The organism is Bacillus luti (assembly GCF_001884105.1).
GTDB classification, from domain to species: domain Bacteria; phylum Bacillota; class Bacilli; order Bacillales; family Bacillaceae_G; genus Bacillus_A; species Bacillus_A luti.
Window position 1 is genome coordinate 20079 of the sequence record NZ_MACI01000011.1, and the last position, 13382, is coordinate 33460.

Consider the following 13382-nt stretch of genomic DNA (forward strand, 5'->3'; position numbering starts at 1 on the left):
AGCAATCTTTTTATTTAAAATACCATATCACTTTTCTTTCATCTGAAATCTACTAGAAAGTTATGTAATAAAAATCCCCGTTTTTACAAGCGGGGATTTCTTTTATTATAATACGTCACGTTTTTGGAATAATGCACTTGATGCTACAAGTAATACAATAAAATGTGCAGCTACAAGTAATAATGAAGTTGTAAATGTGAAGTCTGTGAATGTGGGTTCCATTCCGCCACTTACTAATTTATTACTGTCGTACGCTCTTAAATCCAAATGGAAGAATACTACAAACTTCGCTACACCTTTTGCAAACATTATTAATACCATATTAATTGCTCCTTGTAAGAAGAAGAGGAACATCGTAATAATTAATGGTAATACAGATTTTCTAAATACGTTTGCTAAGAAAAATGCAAGCGTTGCAAAGAAGAATGGTGAAAGTAATTGATATAAAGCAGATTTCACTACGATTGCTAACGTTAATTCTGTTTTACTACCATCCATTACAATTCCGCCAATAATCATTGCAATTAGCATACCAGCTAATACGATAAATAACATTGCTAATAACACAGTAATATATTTAGAAAATAAGACTGTAATTCGTTTTCTCGGACGAATTAATAGTTGTTTAATCGTTCCTTTTTGAAATTCATCAGTCAGAGTACGAGAAGCAAGTGTAATCCCAAAAATCGTTGTAAATAAAACAATTAGACCAAGCTCTGAGTTTGCATAATCTAAATAAGATCCCTGAAATTCATCTCCTTTTCCCCACTTCAACATTGCTAAATTCCCTAAAATTTCGAGTGTAGCAATGACACCGATTAAAATATACATACCTTTTTTCGCATGCAATTTTAAAAATTCATTTTGAATTAATTTAAACATTACGCTTTCACTCCCCCTGTAATCGCTAAGAACTCATCCTCTAACGTTTTATTTTGAACAGTAACTCCGTATACTAGCACATCGTCATTCACAAGCCTTTTTACAAGCTGCGGAATTTCTTCTTTCATTGCAGATACTACAATGATATTTCCTTGCGCCTTGCCTTTAATAATTTCATTTGCTTTCTGTACTTGATCTACTTCAAACGCTACAACTACTGTCTCATCATGTTTCACTTGTTCGTGTAAGTTGTACTCTTGTACAAACTCACCTTGCTTAATAATAACGACACGATCACACATGAGTTCAATTTCACTTAATAAGTGACTTGATACGATTACGGCAATATTCTCTTCTTTCGCTAAACGTTGTAAATAATCACGAATTTGGCGTATACCAGCTGGATCTAATCCATTTGTTGGCTCATCTAAAATTAAGATTTTCGGCTGATGAAGCAATGCCTGCGCGATTCCTAAACGTTGTTTCATACCAAGTGAATATGTTTTCACTTTTTTATGAATCGCATGCTCTAATTCAACAAGCTTTACAATTTCAGCAATGCGCTCTTTACTAATTGGCGTAACAGCCATGTTCGCAAAATGCTTTAAGTTTTGCATTCCTGTCATATAATCATATAGTTCCGGATTTTCTACAATCGCTCCAATTTGCTCTAGCGCTTTTTCACGCTCTGTGCGAATGCTATGACCGCAAATTGTAATATCGCCCTCTGTCATCGAAATAAGACCTGTCATCATACGGATTGTCGTCGTCTTACCACTACCGTTCGGTCCAAGGAAACCGTACACTTCTCCCTCACGAACCTCAAATGATAAACCACGAATAATTTCTGTTCTACCAATCTTTTTCCGAACATTTTCTAATTTTACTACTACGTTTCCCAATGGTAATTCCTCCTTTAAACTTCTATTTTTTTATCGATAATATAAGCAATTACATATACTATTAGAGCACTAACAATTACCATAAAACTTATATTAAAAATGTTTAATCCATTTTCTTGAAACATATCAATAAACAGCCCTTTGCCTTCACTACGATATTCTACTCTTCGTAATCCTTGGAAAGCTGGAGCTAATTTTCCTAGCAATGTTGTCACTAAAGTAATTGCTATACTTACGATTAAAGAAATAATGACAATCAATATTTTTTGTATCTTTTTCTTCTTAGTAAGCAATTTAACGAGAGTAACTACTAAGAAAATTTGTAACATCGCAAATAAAAACTCAAACAAATCACTCATTGTATATATTAAATTCTTTACTATACCTGCTTGCATAATCTCTTGTGCATCTATATATACATACGTCGTAGGAAATGCTAATACATAACCTACATAGAAAAGAATTCCACATATGCCATACCATATAGCCATTACAATAAAAAAGTAGATAAGGATAGAAAAAACATACTGTTTCCCAGATATCGCTGTAACCCGTAACAATGGATTTGTTAGTAAACGTGAACACGACTTCATCGTTTGTAAAAACATATACAACATATAAAACATGAAAATAATAATAATAAATCCGAATATCGCTTCTTGTTTCACAACAGCTGTCTCACTCTTTTTTACAATCATTTGTGAAAATAAAATCGCTTCAACTAACACAAAAATTAAAAAAGTAACAATATATTTTTTCCTATTCACATTCCATAAATAAGAAAGTAACGAGTTCACTTACTAAACACCTCCTTAAACAATTCATGAACTGCTTTTCCTCTCTGAAAACGGAGGTCTTCTACATTCTCATATAGTACAATTTCTCCATCTTTTAAAAAGATCACTTCATCAAAAATATTTTCAATTTCATTTATTAGATGGGTTGAAATTAACATGGTACAATCTTCTCTATAAAACTGTAATATTAACTTTAATACATGTTCTCTAGAAACGAGATCAATCCCGCCAAGCGGCTCATCTAGTACGTATAACTTCGCTTTTCGAGAAAAAGTTAAAATGATTTGAAGCTTTTCAACCATACCTTTTGATAATGCTGTAATTCTCTCTTCTAGTGGTATTTTAAATTCCACTATCGTATCCACCGCTCTTTGAATATCAAAGTCCTTATAAAAATCACGATAGAAAAATAAAGAATCTTTTACAGTCATCCATTCATCAAATACTGGCTTATCAGACATAAACGAAACGATTTCTTTCGTCTTTAATCCTACCTTTTCACCAGCTACTGTAATACTGCCTTCCGATGGATGCTGCAGACCGGCAATCATTTTCAATAACGTCGTTTTCCCGCTCCCGTTATCTCCAACAAGCCCTACGATTTTTCCTTCTGTAATTTCTATATCTAATTCACGTATCACTGCTTTTAACCCGTATCTCTTCCATAAGTTTTCTATTTTTAATAGCTCTGTCATTCGCTCTCCTCCTTCTTCTCATGTAATGAAGAACGAAGTATTGAAAGGATTTCGTCTTCTGAAAAGCCTAAATTGTCCATTCCATCTATAAAAGAATGAAGTAATTCTTTCGCCATATCTTTTCGCAGCTCCATAATTTTCTCCCCTTCATTCGTTACATATCGTCCCATTCCTCTACGCGTTACAACAACTCCATCCCGTTCTAGCTCTTGAAATGTGCGCTGTATCGTATTTGGATTTACTTGTAATTCGCTCGCTAATTCACGTACAGAGGGAATTTTATCGCCAGGTAATAAATGACCCGTTACGATTTCTTTTTTTATGTATTCCATTACCTGAATGTAAATTGGTGTATTTGGAGAAAACTCTATTTTCATTTCTTCCCTCCTTTCGTATCAGTGTACTAGTTAAATAATACACTGATACAAAATGTTTGTAAATACCCATTTAATTACAAAAAAGTTCTATCCGTTACTGAGATAGAACTCTTTAAATAGAAATCACTATATAAAAATAATAGTGTTATGTAAACAAATTCATAAAGAAAAGCTGTCTTATTCATTGATAAGACAGCTTTTCTTTATGATCGTATATTAAAAATTAAACATGAAGTCATCGTCAGATAACTTTTCAACGTTCGTTGCTTTTACGTAACCATTTCCTTTTACAGAGAAGAAATCATGGTTTTTCGTATCTGTACGTAAACCATTTAAAACGATTGGGTTAATTTCTTCTTCTTCAAACTTCGGCTCAAGCCCTAAGTTCATAAGTCCTTTATTCGCATTGTAACGAACGAAACGATTTACATCCTCTACAAGACCGATAGAAGTGTAAATTTCTTCTGTATATGCCATTTCAATTTCATATAGTTCCATTAATAATTCTTGCGTTTCTTTTTGCACTTCTTGTTGATCTTCTGCAGATAGTTCTGCGAAGATTTGTTGTGCTAAAATACCGACGAATACGCCGTGAATTGACTCATCACGAATTATTAAGTTAATAATCTCACCACTTGCCGTCAATTTACCTTGGCCAGCTAAGTAAAGTGGATAGAAGAATCCACTATAGAATAAGTAACTTTCTAAGAATACACTTGCTACCATCGCCATGTATAACTCTTTTTTCGTTACTTCAGGCTTTAATAAACGACGATAATAACTAGTAACAATACCAGCCTTTTTCTCAAGTAATGGATGGTTGTCTACCCATTCAAAAATATCATCAATTTCTTCTTCTGTAGCTAATGTTGTGAAGATATGACTGTAACTCTTCGCATGTACTTCTTCCATAGCTCCCATGAAAGCTAATACACTTTTCGCTTGTAAATTTTCAAGATGAACAAGTACAAGTGGCATCCCTTCGCCACCTTGTTTCGTATCTAAAAGTGTTAAACCACCTAATACGCGCTTATAAGCAACCTGCTCTTCTTTTGATAATTGTGCCCAAGTATTTTTGTCAGACGAAACCGCAATTTCTTCTTCTGTCCAAAACTGAGCGATGTTTTGCTTCCAAAACATTAAACTAAAATCATCTTCTTTTTTGTTCCAGTTTACCGCACGCATTCAATCGCCCCTTCTCTAAATAAACATGAAAAATTGATAACTAAGCATGAGCAGGGTTCAGAAAACCCTGCTCATCATGTCTCACTTTTTATATTAAACGGTACAAGCCACGCACTCTTCCACGCTTAATTTACGTGTTCTCGTATAATACAGACTCTTTAAGCCTTTTTTATGTGCATAGATGTAGTAACGTGCTAATTCACGTGTTGAAATATCACTATTAACGTAAAGAATTGTACTAATTCCTTGGTCAATATGCTCTTGAATTTCTGCGATTAAATCAATTAGTTTAAACTGATTCATATCGTAAGAAGATTTATAGTACCAGAACGTATCTTTTGATAAATACGGCATTGGATAATATGTTGTCGCATTCGCATACGTTCTTGATTCGATTTGACTTACGATTGGCATTACGCTTGAAGTTGCATTTTGAACGTAACTGATTGATTGTGTAGGAGCAATGGCAAGACGGTATGAGTTGTATAAACCATTCTTCTGCACTTGCTCTTTTAAACTTGTCCAATCTTCTTTTGTCGGAATATGAATTCCTTCAAATAATTGCTGAACTTTTTCAGTTACTGGGCTATAATCTGTCGTTTCATACTTTTCAAAGTATGTGCCTTTCGCATAATCAGACTTATCGAAGTCTTTAAATGTCTCGCCTTTTTCTTTAGCAATTTCCATACTTTTCTCAATAGAGTAGTAATTTAGCATCATAAAGAATGTACGAGCGAACTCTTTCGCTTCTGCACTTTCATAAGCGATTTTGTTTTTTGATAAATATCCGTGTAAGTTCATTGCGCCAAGTCCAACTGAATGAAGCTCATCATTTGCTTTTTTCACAGTTGGTGCATTCGGAATGATCGTCATATCAGAAACAGCTGTTAAAGCTTCCATTCCTGCATGAACTGCTTCACGAATTTCTTTATTTTCCATTACATTTACGATATTTAACGATCCTAAGTTACAGTTAATATCACGACGGATAATGTCCTCTGTACCGTAATCATTTATTTCAGAAGTTTCTTGTAGCTGGAAGATTTCTGTCTCGAATGTTCAACCGAGTTCGCTATTCCTCAGTCCGTTGCTCATGCAACTGCTGTATGTCACCATACAGGACAGACTATATCATCACCTACAGCATTACCTGATTAGGTGCTCCGCTTTTCGAACGCCAATCGCTTGCGCTCTACTCCCATAAGGGATAGTCGTTAGGCTTTTACTTATCTTAAGCTTTCAGAAAGTCTCTTATTACTTTATGTTGTCCGATAACTCTGCTATACAAAATAATAAGATACATTCTGAACTTTTATATTTTCATTCTAAGATAAGATTTAGCACGGTAGGTTACCTCAAATTTGAGGCTTTCCCCGTTTAACGGAGTTTTCGACTAGCATTTCTACTAGAAGGTGCTACATATTTAACACAAGTTCGACATCTTCACAGTTCCAATATCCTTCAGTGGATGTTGGTTATTTGCATTTGATTTAAACATTAAGTATGGGTAACCAGACTCAAGCTGAATCATAGCAATTTTAATAAGCATATCACGTGCACTAATATCTAGTGGCTTCTTCTTCACTTTCGGATTGCTCATTAATTCATCGTACATTTCATCGATATCAATATCATCTAAATGCTTTCCGTATTCTTTATACACCGTATAAGGCGCGAAAACATGGAAAGGTTCGTTTTTCTCAGCAAGCTCGAAGAACTTACTTGGAACGATAATTCCGATTGATAGAGACTGAATACGGCTCTTCTCATCGGCATTTATTTTTTTGGTATCAAGGAATTCAATAATATCCCAATGGAAAATGTTTAAGTATACTGCGCCGGCACCTTTTCGTTGGCCAAGCTGATTCGCATATGAAAACGAATCTTCAAGTAATTTCATAACAGGTACTACACCACTTGCAGCGTTGTCGATACCTTTAATTTGCTCACCACGTGCGCGTAGCTTAGATAAGTTTAAAGCTACTCCCCCGCCGATTTTCGATAATTGCATTGCAGTATTAATGTTAAAGCCGATTGAATTTAAGCTATCATCCATCTCTAACAAGAAACAAGACACCATTTCTCCTCTTCTGCTTCTTCCCGCATTTAAAAAGGTTGGTGTCGCTGGTTGGTAGTTTTGTTTTACAATCATGCTTGCGAATTGTTTTGCTTTCGCAACATCACCGCGTCCTAAGTATAATGAAACAATTGCTACACGATCTTCATAGCTTTCTAAGTATTGTTTTTGATCATTTGTTTTTAGCGCATAATCTTTGTAGAACTTAGATGCTGCCATATAAGATTGGAACTCGAAGTTTTCACCATAAGCGATGTTATATACCTCTTCTACTTCCTCCAAGCTATACTCGTCCAGAACGTTGTAATAGTAATCATGTTCTTTCATATACTCCATTCGCTCTGCCACGCTATTAAAAGGAACGGTATTCTCTCTAGCTTCTTCCATAAAGACTTCTAATGCCTCTTTATCTTTATGAAGCTGATAAAAACCGTCCTGCATTTGCGTGATTTCATTATTCAGTTCAATGTGTCGCAATCTCCCGCACCCTTTCCTTAAAATATTCTACATCGTTATTTGTTCCTGATAATTCAAATTTTGATACAATAGGCACTTCATATTTAGCAGAAATTTTGTCAGCACTTGCACCGAACATGTCTCCCCAGTTACGATTGCCGCTTGCAGATACGCCTTTTAATTTGTCATTATTGCGCTCTAAAAATTCTAAAACACGTTCTGGTACATTGCCAAAACCTGTTGTATACGTAATTAAAATAAAGTCTTCATCTATTACTAGATCTTCACCAATTTGAACGGCCGGCATATTTAATTTGTGAATGAAACGCTTCACGTTTCCTGTCATAGAATCATATGCAACTAACATTTCCGACCCTCCCTCTCCAATCTATACTCTCTGTATGTTGTTTCTTGATTTCTCTATATATTGTATTACGTTTCAAAATAAGACACAAGATATATGTATAAATTCTTTCTTTTTTTAACTTTTACTTTTCGACACGACAGTCGATTTTTTTCAATACAATGACTATGAAACAACATTCTAAAACTCATGTCAATAAAGTGCTTTTCAAAAAAGTTGTCAACGAATTTAACCTTATTTTAAAAAAAGTTACCAATATATTTTGTCATAAAACGGCAAATGCTGGAGGAATATATTTCTCCAGCATCACGCAAAAAAGAACAGACATTAAACGATAATCTGTTCTAAAAAACGATTACATTTATCAATTTTACTTTATTAAATATTATACATATACTTTCAATTCTCGTTACATACTAAAAGATAACTATTATAGAAAAAGATTATTATTATGGCATTTCAATTTATTTATAAAAAGATTATTCAGAGTGCTCAATACGCAAAATATCTTTTACAAATATATGATACGGATTCTCATCTTTATCAATCATTGTACATACAGGAGCTTCTTCATCAAAGTATACAATCATTCCTTCTACGTACTCATATGTATGTTGAACTTGTACTGTTACTTTAATTTCTATCGCTTCTTCATATGCTCTTTTTATTTTTTGAAGCATTTTCGCTGAACATTTTCTTTTCTCTGGATACATAACCATTCCCATAAACCTATTTCCAGCTCTATCTTTCCACATATAATCCCAATGCGGTAATATCCCTTGTTTAAAATCGCCCATAAGTCTCCTCCCCTATATCTTCTAGTTACGAACGTGGCGTTTCTGAATATGTATAAATGACCTGTCCGCCGCGCTGTGCATTCCCAATAATATGTTTAAAATCTTCACGACTAACTACAACTTTCCTGAACGTATAAAATACATCTTTCGTTGCAACATACTCCTTTATTTCACCATTTTTCAGCTGATCCAAAATTGCATTTGCTAATTGTTCATCCATGTATTTCACCTCTATGCAATATTTTATTCTATCGTATATTCTATAGGTCAACAACTGTAAATTTATCCCGTTGCTATGTCATAATTTTATTTTCATTTTTTCGCAAATGATATTGCTTACTATATGTCCACTAAATATCATATACTAACATAGCTACTTCCCTATATCAAACATTTCGACATTCCATTATGCAAAGTTCCATACCACTATGCTACAATATATAAATAGAACTAGGAGGGATACTATGATTCGGAAAGCAAAAAAGACAGATGCAAAGGCGATAGCTCCTTTATTGTATAACGCTCTGCACGAAATTGCTGAAAAAATCACAGGGAGCACAGTTGAAACAGAAGTATTACTAGGACTAGAAACATGGTTCTCAAAAGAGAGAAATCGACTGAGCTACGAAAACTGTTTTGTATATGAACAAGACGGGACTGCAGTGGGAATTATTGTCGCTTATCACGGTAGTGACGCAACAATACTTGACGCACCAATTGTACATCACTTAAGAGAATTACATAAAGATACATCCATTACATTAGAAAAAGAAGCTGAGCTTGATGAGTATTACATTGATACATTATCAGTTTCAAGTGCATATGGCGGAAAAGGCATAGGTTCTCAATTAATTGAAGCTGCTGAAATTCATGCAACTGAAAAAGCACATGAAAAAATCGCCTTACTTGTTAATTTAGAAAATACACGTGCTTTTTCCTTATACGAAAAGCTAGGTTACAAAAAAGATCAAATCGTTATGCTTGTGGGTGAACCTTACGCCCATCTAGTAAAACCATTAAATACAAAGGTTTCTATATCTTAAAAAGAAAGCACACGATTTATATAAATCGTGTGCTTTTATGTTAAATTCGTATTTAATACAGTCCCATCCATCGCCTCGTGAAATGTATATGTTGTACAACCCCATGGCTTCCTATGGAAAATAGGTGAACCAGACCACCCCATTGCCCTCAGTTCAGTCCCAATCATCGTATTAAAATAACTATGACCTACAAGAGCAATACTTCCATGTACGAGAGCGTAACGGTGCAATAGATGAGCCGCTTGCTTTGCCCTCTCTCTTACTTCCTTATAAGACTCTACATCTTTATGGTAGCCAAGTACCCATAAGGTTCGTCCGATAAACATCCATACGTTAGGTTTACATTTCAACCATTTTGGAGAAAAAAATCGTGAAGGAACCTCTACTTCTCTAAAAAGAGAATTTTGCATAAAAGATAAAGAATCCAACAATTCAGCTGCTGACTGTACAGCACGCCTTTGATCACTCGTTACGACTAATTTTGCTGATTCCATTGCTTCAATTGTTTCCATTGGTATAGAAGCTTTTGTTGTTATAGTATGTGAGTCATATCGTTTCATCCATTCATGAAATGAAATAACTGTCATTGGCTCCATAGTACCATCTAAGCGACCATGACGAATAAAAGAAATCCTCATTCTTTCCACTCTCCATTCATCACTTACGAACTCTATTATGTACTATTTCTTACTGCCATCATATCATGCATAAAAAGAAAGTTATACATTACCACCACTATCATGTGTTATCGATGCATGCACACCATCCAATCCGTCAAAATATGTAGTTCTTTCATGATGCCGGATTTTCTTCAACTGTATATAAGAGAATAAAAATAATAAAATCGCTATAAAGCTCCCCACAATTTCAAACATCATTTTACCGCCCCTAGTTCCTCCCACTTTAGTAGGTCATTGTATATCCTCATTATACTCTCATATAAAGATACTTGCATTTTTATCATTCATCTCCTATCAGCATGTTTTTTCATATATTTTCTTACAAAAAGTGAATATTTTTCGAATTTTTACTTTGAAAACATTTACAAAACAGGAAACATAGTTCAAAATAAAGGAAAATAAAAAATCCCAAATTATTCTTTTTTGGAAAAACTGTAACAAGGAGAGTTGCTTATGCAGATCGCAGAAACTGGAGATATCATCGAATTTAAAGGTGGCATGCAAGGCCGTGTTCAAAAAGTAAATCAAAACTCTGTTATTGTTGATATAACAATTATGGAGAATTTTAGAGAACTAGATATGGAACCTCTTACAGTTGTAAGTCATAAAAACTATACTGTCATTAACCAAAATGCATAATATAATAGAAAGAAAGGGCCTGTATAGTATACAGGCCCTTTCTTTCTATTAACGATTATCAATTGTTTCTGGATATAGATCGTGGTTCATCATGCGGTAGTCTGCCATTTGTTCATACTTCGTTCCTGGGCGACCATAGTTACAGTAAGGATCAATTGAAATGCCACCACGTGGTGTAAATTTCCCCCATACTTCAATGTAACGTGGATCCATTAATTTAATTAAATCGTTCATAATTACGTTCATGCAATCTTCGTGGAAATCACCATGATTACGGAAACTAAATAAATATAACTTTAAAGATTTACTTTCTACCATTCTTTGCTCTGGAATGTAGCTAATATAAATTGTTGCAAAGTCTGGTTGTCCCGTTTTCGGACATAAGCTTGTAAATTCAGGACAGTTGAATTTTACAAAATAATCACGGTTTGGATGATTATTATCAAATACCTCTAAAATTTCTGGGCTATATTCAAATAAATATTTTGTATTTTGATTTCCTAGTAATGTTACATCTTTTAAATCTTCATCTAATCTTCCTGCCATATTAAACATCCCTTCTCGTTATACGCCGCGTTTATTTCCCCATACTAACGCATGAAGCTGAGGCAATACTTTTGCATCATTCATTGCTTTACAATTTATTGCTTTATCAATCAACCACTCATACTTATCTAATAATTTTTTAATAAGCATTGCATCATCCACTGTTTTCGTATCATCGTTCCCTACTTGCAAGAAGAATGGTACATCTGGATAACGTTCGTGCATCTTAACTGCATATTCAAAGTCAGAATCATCAAATACGACTACTTTTAGGCTAATATCTTTTCCTGCTAGTTTTTGAATAACAGCATCTAACTTTTGAAAATCTGTATGCATCGTTGAACTTGGTGGTTTGGGAGAAATCGTTACCTCATCAATTTGAAGTAACCAGTCTTGCCATTTACTCCCTTGCGTTTCAATTGCCGTTCGCATTCCATTCTCTTTTAATATAGAAAGAAGAAACTCAATATTTTTCAGCAATGCTGGATTTCCGCCTGAAATCGTAACATGAGAAAAATTTTCTCCTCCAATTGCAACAAGCTCATTCCAAATATCTTCCGCTGTCATCTGTCTAATTTGATCTTTAGCCGATCCATCCCATGTAAAGGCAGAATCGCACCAAGCGCAGCTATAATCACAGCCAGCTGTACGGATAAACATTGTCTTTTGTCCTACAACCATTCCTTCACCTTGAATAGTTGGACCAAATATTTCTAAGACAGGGATTTTACTCATCGAGCATCCACTCCCGTCTTACTTCCGCATAACTAGTCGGCGTCTCAAATAGACGAACAAATTCAACACGAGCTCCTTTATATTCGTTCGCACGATTATCTTTTGTTAATGCTTCTGCCATCTTTTCATAAATCCAAACAACCATATTTTCAGCAGTTGTATTCATTGCTGGTAACGTTTCGTTTAAATAACGATGATCTAAATAAATTTCAATTTCATTTTTCCAAATTTCTTTTATATCTCCAAAGTCAATTGCAAGGCCTATTTCATTTACATAACCACTAATCCCAAATACAACTTTATATGTGTGACCATGTAAGTTTTTACATTTTCCTTCATAACAGTGTAAATGGTGTGCTGCATCAAATGTAAATTCCTTGCTGACCATTACTCTTTTATTATGATATTTAAGTTGTTTACGCTGAATATCCTTGTCCATTTTTTGCAAATTTTCTACGATGCGAAATCCAAAGAAATTATCCATTAGTTGCTCGCTCCTTCGCGTTCTTGTAAGTACGTATCTAATCCTGCTTTACGAAGTTGACATGCTGGACATTCACCGCAACCATCACCAATGATTCCGTTATAACATGTTAATGTTTTTTCTCTAACAAACTCAAATGCACCAAGTTCATCAGATAATTTCCATGTCTCCGCTTTATCAATCCACATAAGTGGTGTATGAATGACAAACGGATAATCCATAGATAAATTTAATGTAACGTTTAATGATTTTACAAATACGTCACGGCAATCTGGATACCCACTAAAATCAGTTTCACATACGCCTGTCACAATATGACGCGCTCCAACTTGTTTCGCTAATACAGCAGCGAATGACAAGAATAGTAAATTTCTTCCATCTACAAATGTTGATGGTAATTCACCTTCTTCATGTGTAATCTCCATGTCCGTTCTCGTTAATGCATTTGGAGCAAGTTGATTTAGTAGACTCATATCTAATACTGTATGTTTAATTCCTAGCTCTTTCGCAATTTCCGCTGCACAATCAATTTCTAACTTATGACGTTGATTGTAATTAAACGTTACAGCTTCTACTTCTGCAAACTGCTCTATCGCCCAAAATAAACATGTTGTACTATCTTGTCCACCACTAAAAACAACAACCGCTTTTTCTTTTTTCATTTCACTCATTCTCCTTCTCTACTACGAATAAGAAGAAAGAACGTTCTTGAACTGTCACAAT

The 13382-nt window shown here is 34.5% G+C and carries 18 protein-coding genes and 1 pseudogene; 2 read left to right on the forward strand and 17 right to left on the reverse strand.

Annotated elements, in window-relative coordinates:
• Nucleotides 1–105: 105 nt before the first annotated feature.
• The 11 genes and pseudogenes from BAQ48_RS02640 to BAQ48_RS02695 form a co-directional block, all read right to left on the reverse strand.
• The gene (locus tag BAQ48_RS02640; protein WP_071709879.1) at nt 106–882 is read right to left on the reverse strand and encodes an ABC transporter permease; all 777 of its coding nucleotides are present in this window, start codon (nt 880–882) and stop codon (nt 106–108) included.
• The gene (locus BAQ48_RS02645; RefSeq protein WP_071709880.1) at nt 882–1784 is read right to left on the reverse strand and encodes an ABC transporter ATP-binding protein; all 903 of its coding nucleotides are present in this window, start codon (nt 1782–1784) and stop codon (nt 882–884) included. The genes BAQ48_RS02640 and BAQ48_RS02645 overlap by 1 nt, the downstream gene beginning before the upstream one ends.
• Nucleotides 1785–1798: 14 nt before the next feature.
• Nucleotides 1799–2581: an ABC transporter permease gene (locus tag BAQ48_RS02650; protein ID WP_071709881.1), complete on the reverse strand. Its 783-nt coding sequence runs from the start codon at nt 2579–2581 to the stop codon at nt 1799–1801.
• Nucleotides 2578–3276 carry an ABC transporter ATP-binding protein gene (locus tag BAQ48_RS02655; protein ID WP_071709882.1) on the reverse strand — a complete coding sequence of 233 codons (699 nt, stop codon included), beginning with the start codon at nt 3274–3276 and terminating at the stop codon, nt 2578–2580. Before BAQ48_RS02655 ends, BAQ48_RS02650 begins: the two co-directional genes overlap by 4 nt.
• Nucleotides 3273–3653, reverse strand: coding sequence for a GntR family transcriptional regulator (locus BAQ48_RS02660; RefSeq protein ID WP_000687510.1), 381 nt, complete (start codon nt 3651–3653; stop codon nt 3273–3275). The genes BAQ48_RS02655 and BAQ48_RS02660 overlap by 4 nt, the downstream gene beginning before the upstream one ends.
• Nucleotides 3654–3869: 216 nt before the next feature.
• A complete protein-coding gene (gene nrdF / locus BAQ48_RS02665) occupies nt 3870–4838 on the reverse strand; it encodes a class 1b ribonucleoside-diphosphate reductase subunit beta (protein ID WP_071709883.1) in 969 nt (322 codons plus the stop codon).
• A 93-nt stretch (nt 4839–4931) separates the two neighbouring features.
• Nucleotides 4932–5882: a ribonucleotide reductase large subunit gene (locus BAQ48_RS02670; RefSeq protein ID WP_306462715.1), complete on the reverse strand. Its 951-nt coding sequence runs from the start codon at nt 5880–5882 to the stop codon at nt 4932–4934.
• A 382-nt stretch (nt 5883–6264) separates the two neighbouring features.
• A pseudogene (locus tag BAQ48_RS02675) lies at nt 6265–7392 on the reverse strand (ribonucleotide reductase N-terminal alpha domain-containing protein); the annotation flags it as partial.
• On the reverse strand, nt 7379–7738 hold the full coding sequence (gene nrdI / locus BAQ48_RS02680; protein WP_000959449.1) for a class Ib ribonucleoside-diphosphate reductase assembly flavoprotein NrdI: 360 nt from the start codon (nt 7736–7738) through the stop codon (nt 7379–7381). The pseudogene BAQ48_RS02675 and the gene nrdI, both read right to left, overlap by 14 nt.
• 476 nt (nt 7739–8214) lie before the next feature.
• Nucleotides 8215–8532, reverse strand: a complete 318-nt coding sequence (locus tag BAQ48_RS02690; protein ID WP_000502195.1) for a hypothetical protein — start codon at nt 8530–8532, stop codon at nt 8215–8217.
• Nucleotides 8533–8557: 25 nt separating this feature from the next.
• A complete protein-coding gene (locus BAQ48_RS02695) occupies nt 8558–8752 on the reverse strand; it encodes a hypothetical protein (protein WP_000344282.1) in 195 nt (64 codons plus the stop codon).
• 244 nt (nt 8753–8996) lie between these two features.
• Between BAQ48_RS02695 and BAQ48_RS02700 the strand changes: the two genes are divergently transcribed.
• Nucleotides 8997–9575, forward strand: coding sequence for a GNAT family N-acetyltransferase (locus tag BAQ48_RS02700; protein WP_071709884.1), 579 nt, complete (start codon nt 8997–8999; stop codon nt 9573–9575).
• A gap of 35 nt (nt 9576–9610) precedes the next feature.
• Here the strand turns inward: BAQ48_RS02700 and BAQ48_RS02705 are convergent, their stop codons facing one another.
• Both BAQ48_RS02705 and BAQ48_RS27810 read right to left on the reverse strand, forming a co-directional pair.
• Nucleotides 9611–10213 (reverse strand): histidine phosphatase family protein, encoded by a 603-nt coding sequence (locus BAQ48_RS02705; protein WP_071709885.1) that lies wholly within the window; start codon nt 10211–10213, stop codon nt 9611–9613.
• 81 nt (nt 10214–10294) lie between these two features.
• Nucleotides 10295–10450, reverse strand: a complete 156-nt coding sequence (locus tag BAQ48_RS27810; RefSeq protein WP_071709966.1) for a hypothetical protein — start codon at nt 10448–10450, stop codon at nt 10295–10297.
• 258 nt (nt 10451–10708) lie between these two features.
• Here BAQ48_RS27810 and BAQ48_RS02715 point away from each other — a divergent pair, with 258 nt between their 5' ends.
• Entirely contained in the window at nt 10709–10894 is a 186-nt protein-coding gene (locus BAQ48_RS02715) for a YkvS family protein (RefSeq protein ID WP_001165081.1), read from the forward strand.
• Nucleotides 10895–10942: 48 nt separating this feature from the next.
• On the opposite strand, the gene queF is transcribed toward BAQ48_RS02715, so the two are convergent.
• The 4 genes from queF to queC are packed head-to-tail and all read right to left on the reverse strand — an operon-like array spanning nt 10943 to nt 13321.
• Nucleotides 10943–11440, reverse strand: coding sequence for a preQ(1) synthase (gene queF / locus BAQ48_RS02720; protein ID WP_000918895.1), 498 nt, complete (start codon nt 11438–11440; stop codon nt 10943–10945).
• An 18-nt stretch (nt 11441–11458) separates the two neighbouring features.
• Nucleotides 11459–12175: a 7-carboxy-7-deazaguanine synthase QueE gene (gene queE / locus BAQ48_RS02725; protein WP_000036274.1), complete on the reverse strand. Its 717-nt coding sequence runs from the start codon at nt 12173–12175 to the stop codon at nt 11459–11461.
• Entirely contained in the window at nt 12168–12659 is a 492-nt protein-coding gene (gene queD, locus BAQ48_RS02730) for a 6-carboxytetrahydropterin synthase QueD (protein WP_000368412.1), read from the reverse strand. Before queD ends, queE begins: the two co-directional genes overlap by 8 nt.
• Entirely contained in the window at nt 12659–13321 is a 663-nt protein-coding gene (queC, locus tag BAQ48_RS02735; RefSeq protein ID WP_000711596.1) for a 7-cyano-7-deazaguanine synthase QueC, read from the reverse strand. The genes queD and queC overlap by 1 nt, the downstream gene beginning before the upstream one ends.
• Between the last annotated feature and the right edge of the window lie 61 nt (nt 13322–13382).

Bases quoted from the DNA above. Each gene is read 5' to 3' on its own strand.
- BAQ48_RS02640 (WP_071709879.1), bottom strand. From the start codon at position 882: ATGTTTAAATTAATTCAAAATGAATTTTTAAAATTGCATGCGAAAAAA.
- BAQ48_RS02655 (WP_071709882.1), bottom strand. From the start codon at position 3,276: ATGACAGAGCTATTAAAAATAGAAAACTTATGGAAGAGATACGGGTTA.
- BAQ48_RS02660 (WP_000687510.1), bottom strand. From the start codon at position 3,653: ATGAAAATAGAGTTTTCTCCAAATACACCAATTTACATTCAGGTAATG.
- nrdF (WP_071709883.1), bottom strand. From the start codon at position 4,838: ATGCGTGCGGTAAACTGGAACAAAAAAGAAGATGATTTTAGTTTAATG.
- nrdI (WP_000959449.1), bottom strand. From the start codon at position 7,738: ATGTTAGTTGCATATGATTCTATGACAGGAAACGTGAAGCGTTTCATT.
- BAQ48_RS02690 (WP_000502195.1), bottom strand. From the start codon at position 8,532: ATGGGCGATTTTAAACAAGGGATATTACCGCATTGGGATTATATGTGG.
- BAQ48_RS02695 (WP_000344282.1), bottom strand. From the start codon at position 8,752: ATGGATGAACAATTAGCAAATGCAATTTTGGATCAGCTGAAAAATGGT.
- BAQ48_RS02700 (WP_071709884.1), top strand. From the start codon at position 8,997: ATGATTCGGAAAGCAAAAAAGACAGATGCAAAGGCGATAGCTCCTTTA.
- BAQ48_RS02705 (WP_071709885.1), bottom strand. From the start codon at position 10,213: ATGAGGATTTCTTTTATTCGTCATGGTCGCTTAGATGGTACTATGGAG.
- BAQ48_RS27810 (WP_071709966.1), bottom strand. From the start codon at position 10,450: ATGTTTGAAATTGTGGGGAGCTTTATAGCGATTTTATTATTTTTATTC.
- BAQ48_RS02715 (WP_001165081.1), top strand. From the start codon at position 10,709: ATGCAGATCGCAGAAACTGGAGATATCATCGAATTTAAAGGTGGCATG.
- queF (WP_000918895.1), bottom strand. From the start codon at position 11,440: ATGGCAGGAAGATTAGATGAAGATTTAAAAGATGTAACATTACTAGGA.
- queE (WP_000036274.1), bottom strand. From the start codon at position 12,175: ATGAGTAAAATCCCTGTCTTAGAAATATTTGGTCCAACTATTCAAGGT.
- queD (WP_000368412.1), bottom strand. From the start codon at position 12,659: ATGGATAATTTCTTTGGATTTCGCATCGTAGAAAATTTGCAAAAAATG.
- queC (WP_000711596.1), bottom strand. From the start codon at position 13,321: ATGAAAAAAGAAAAAGCGGTTGTTGTTTTTAGTGGTGGACAAGATAGT.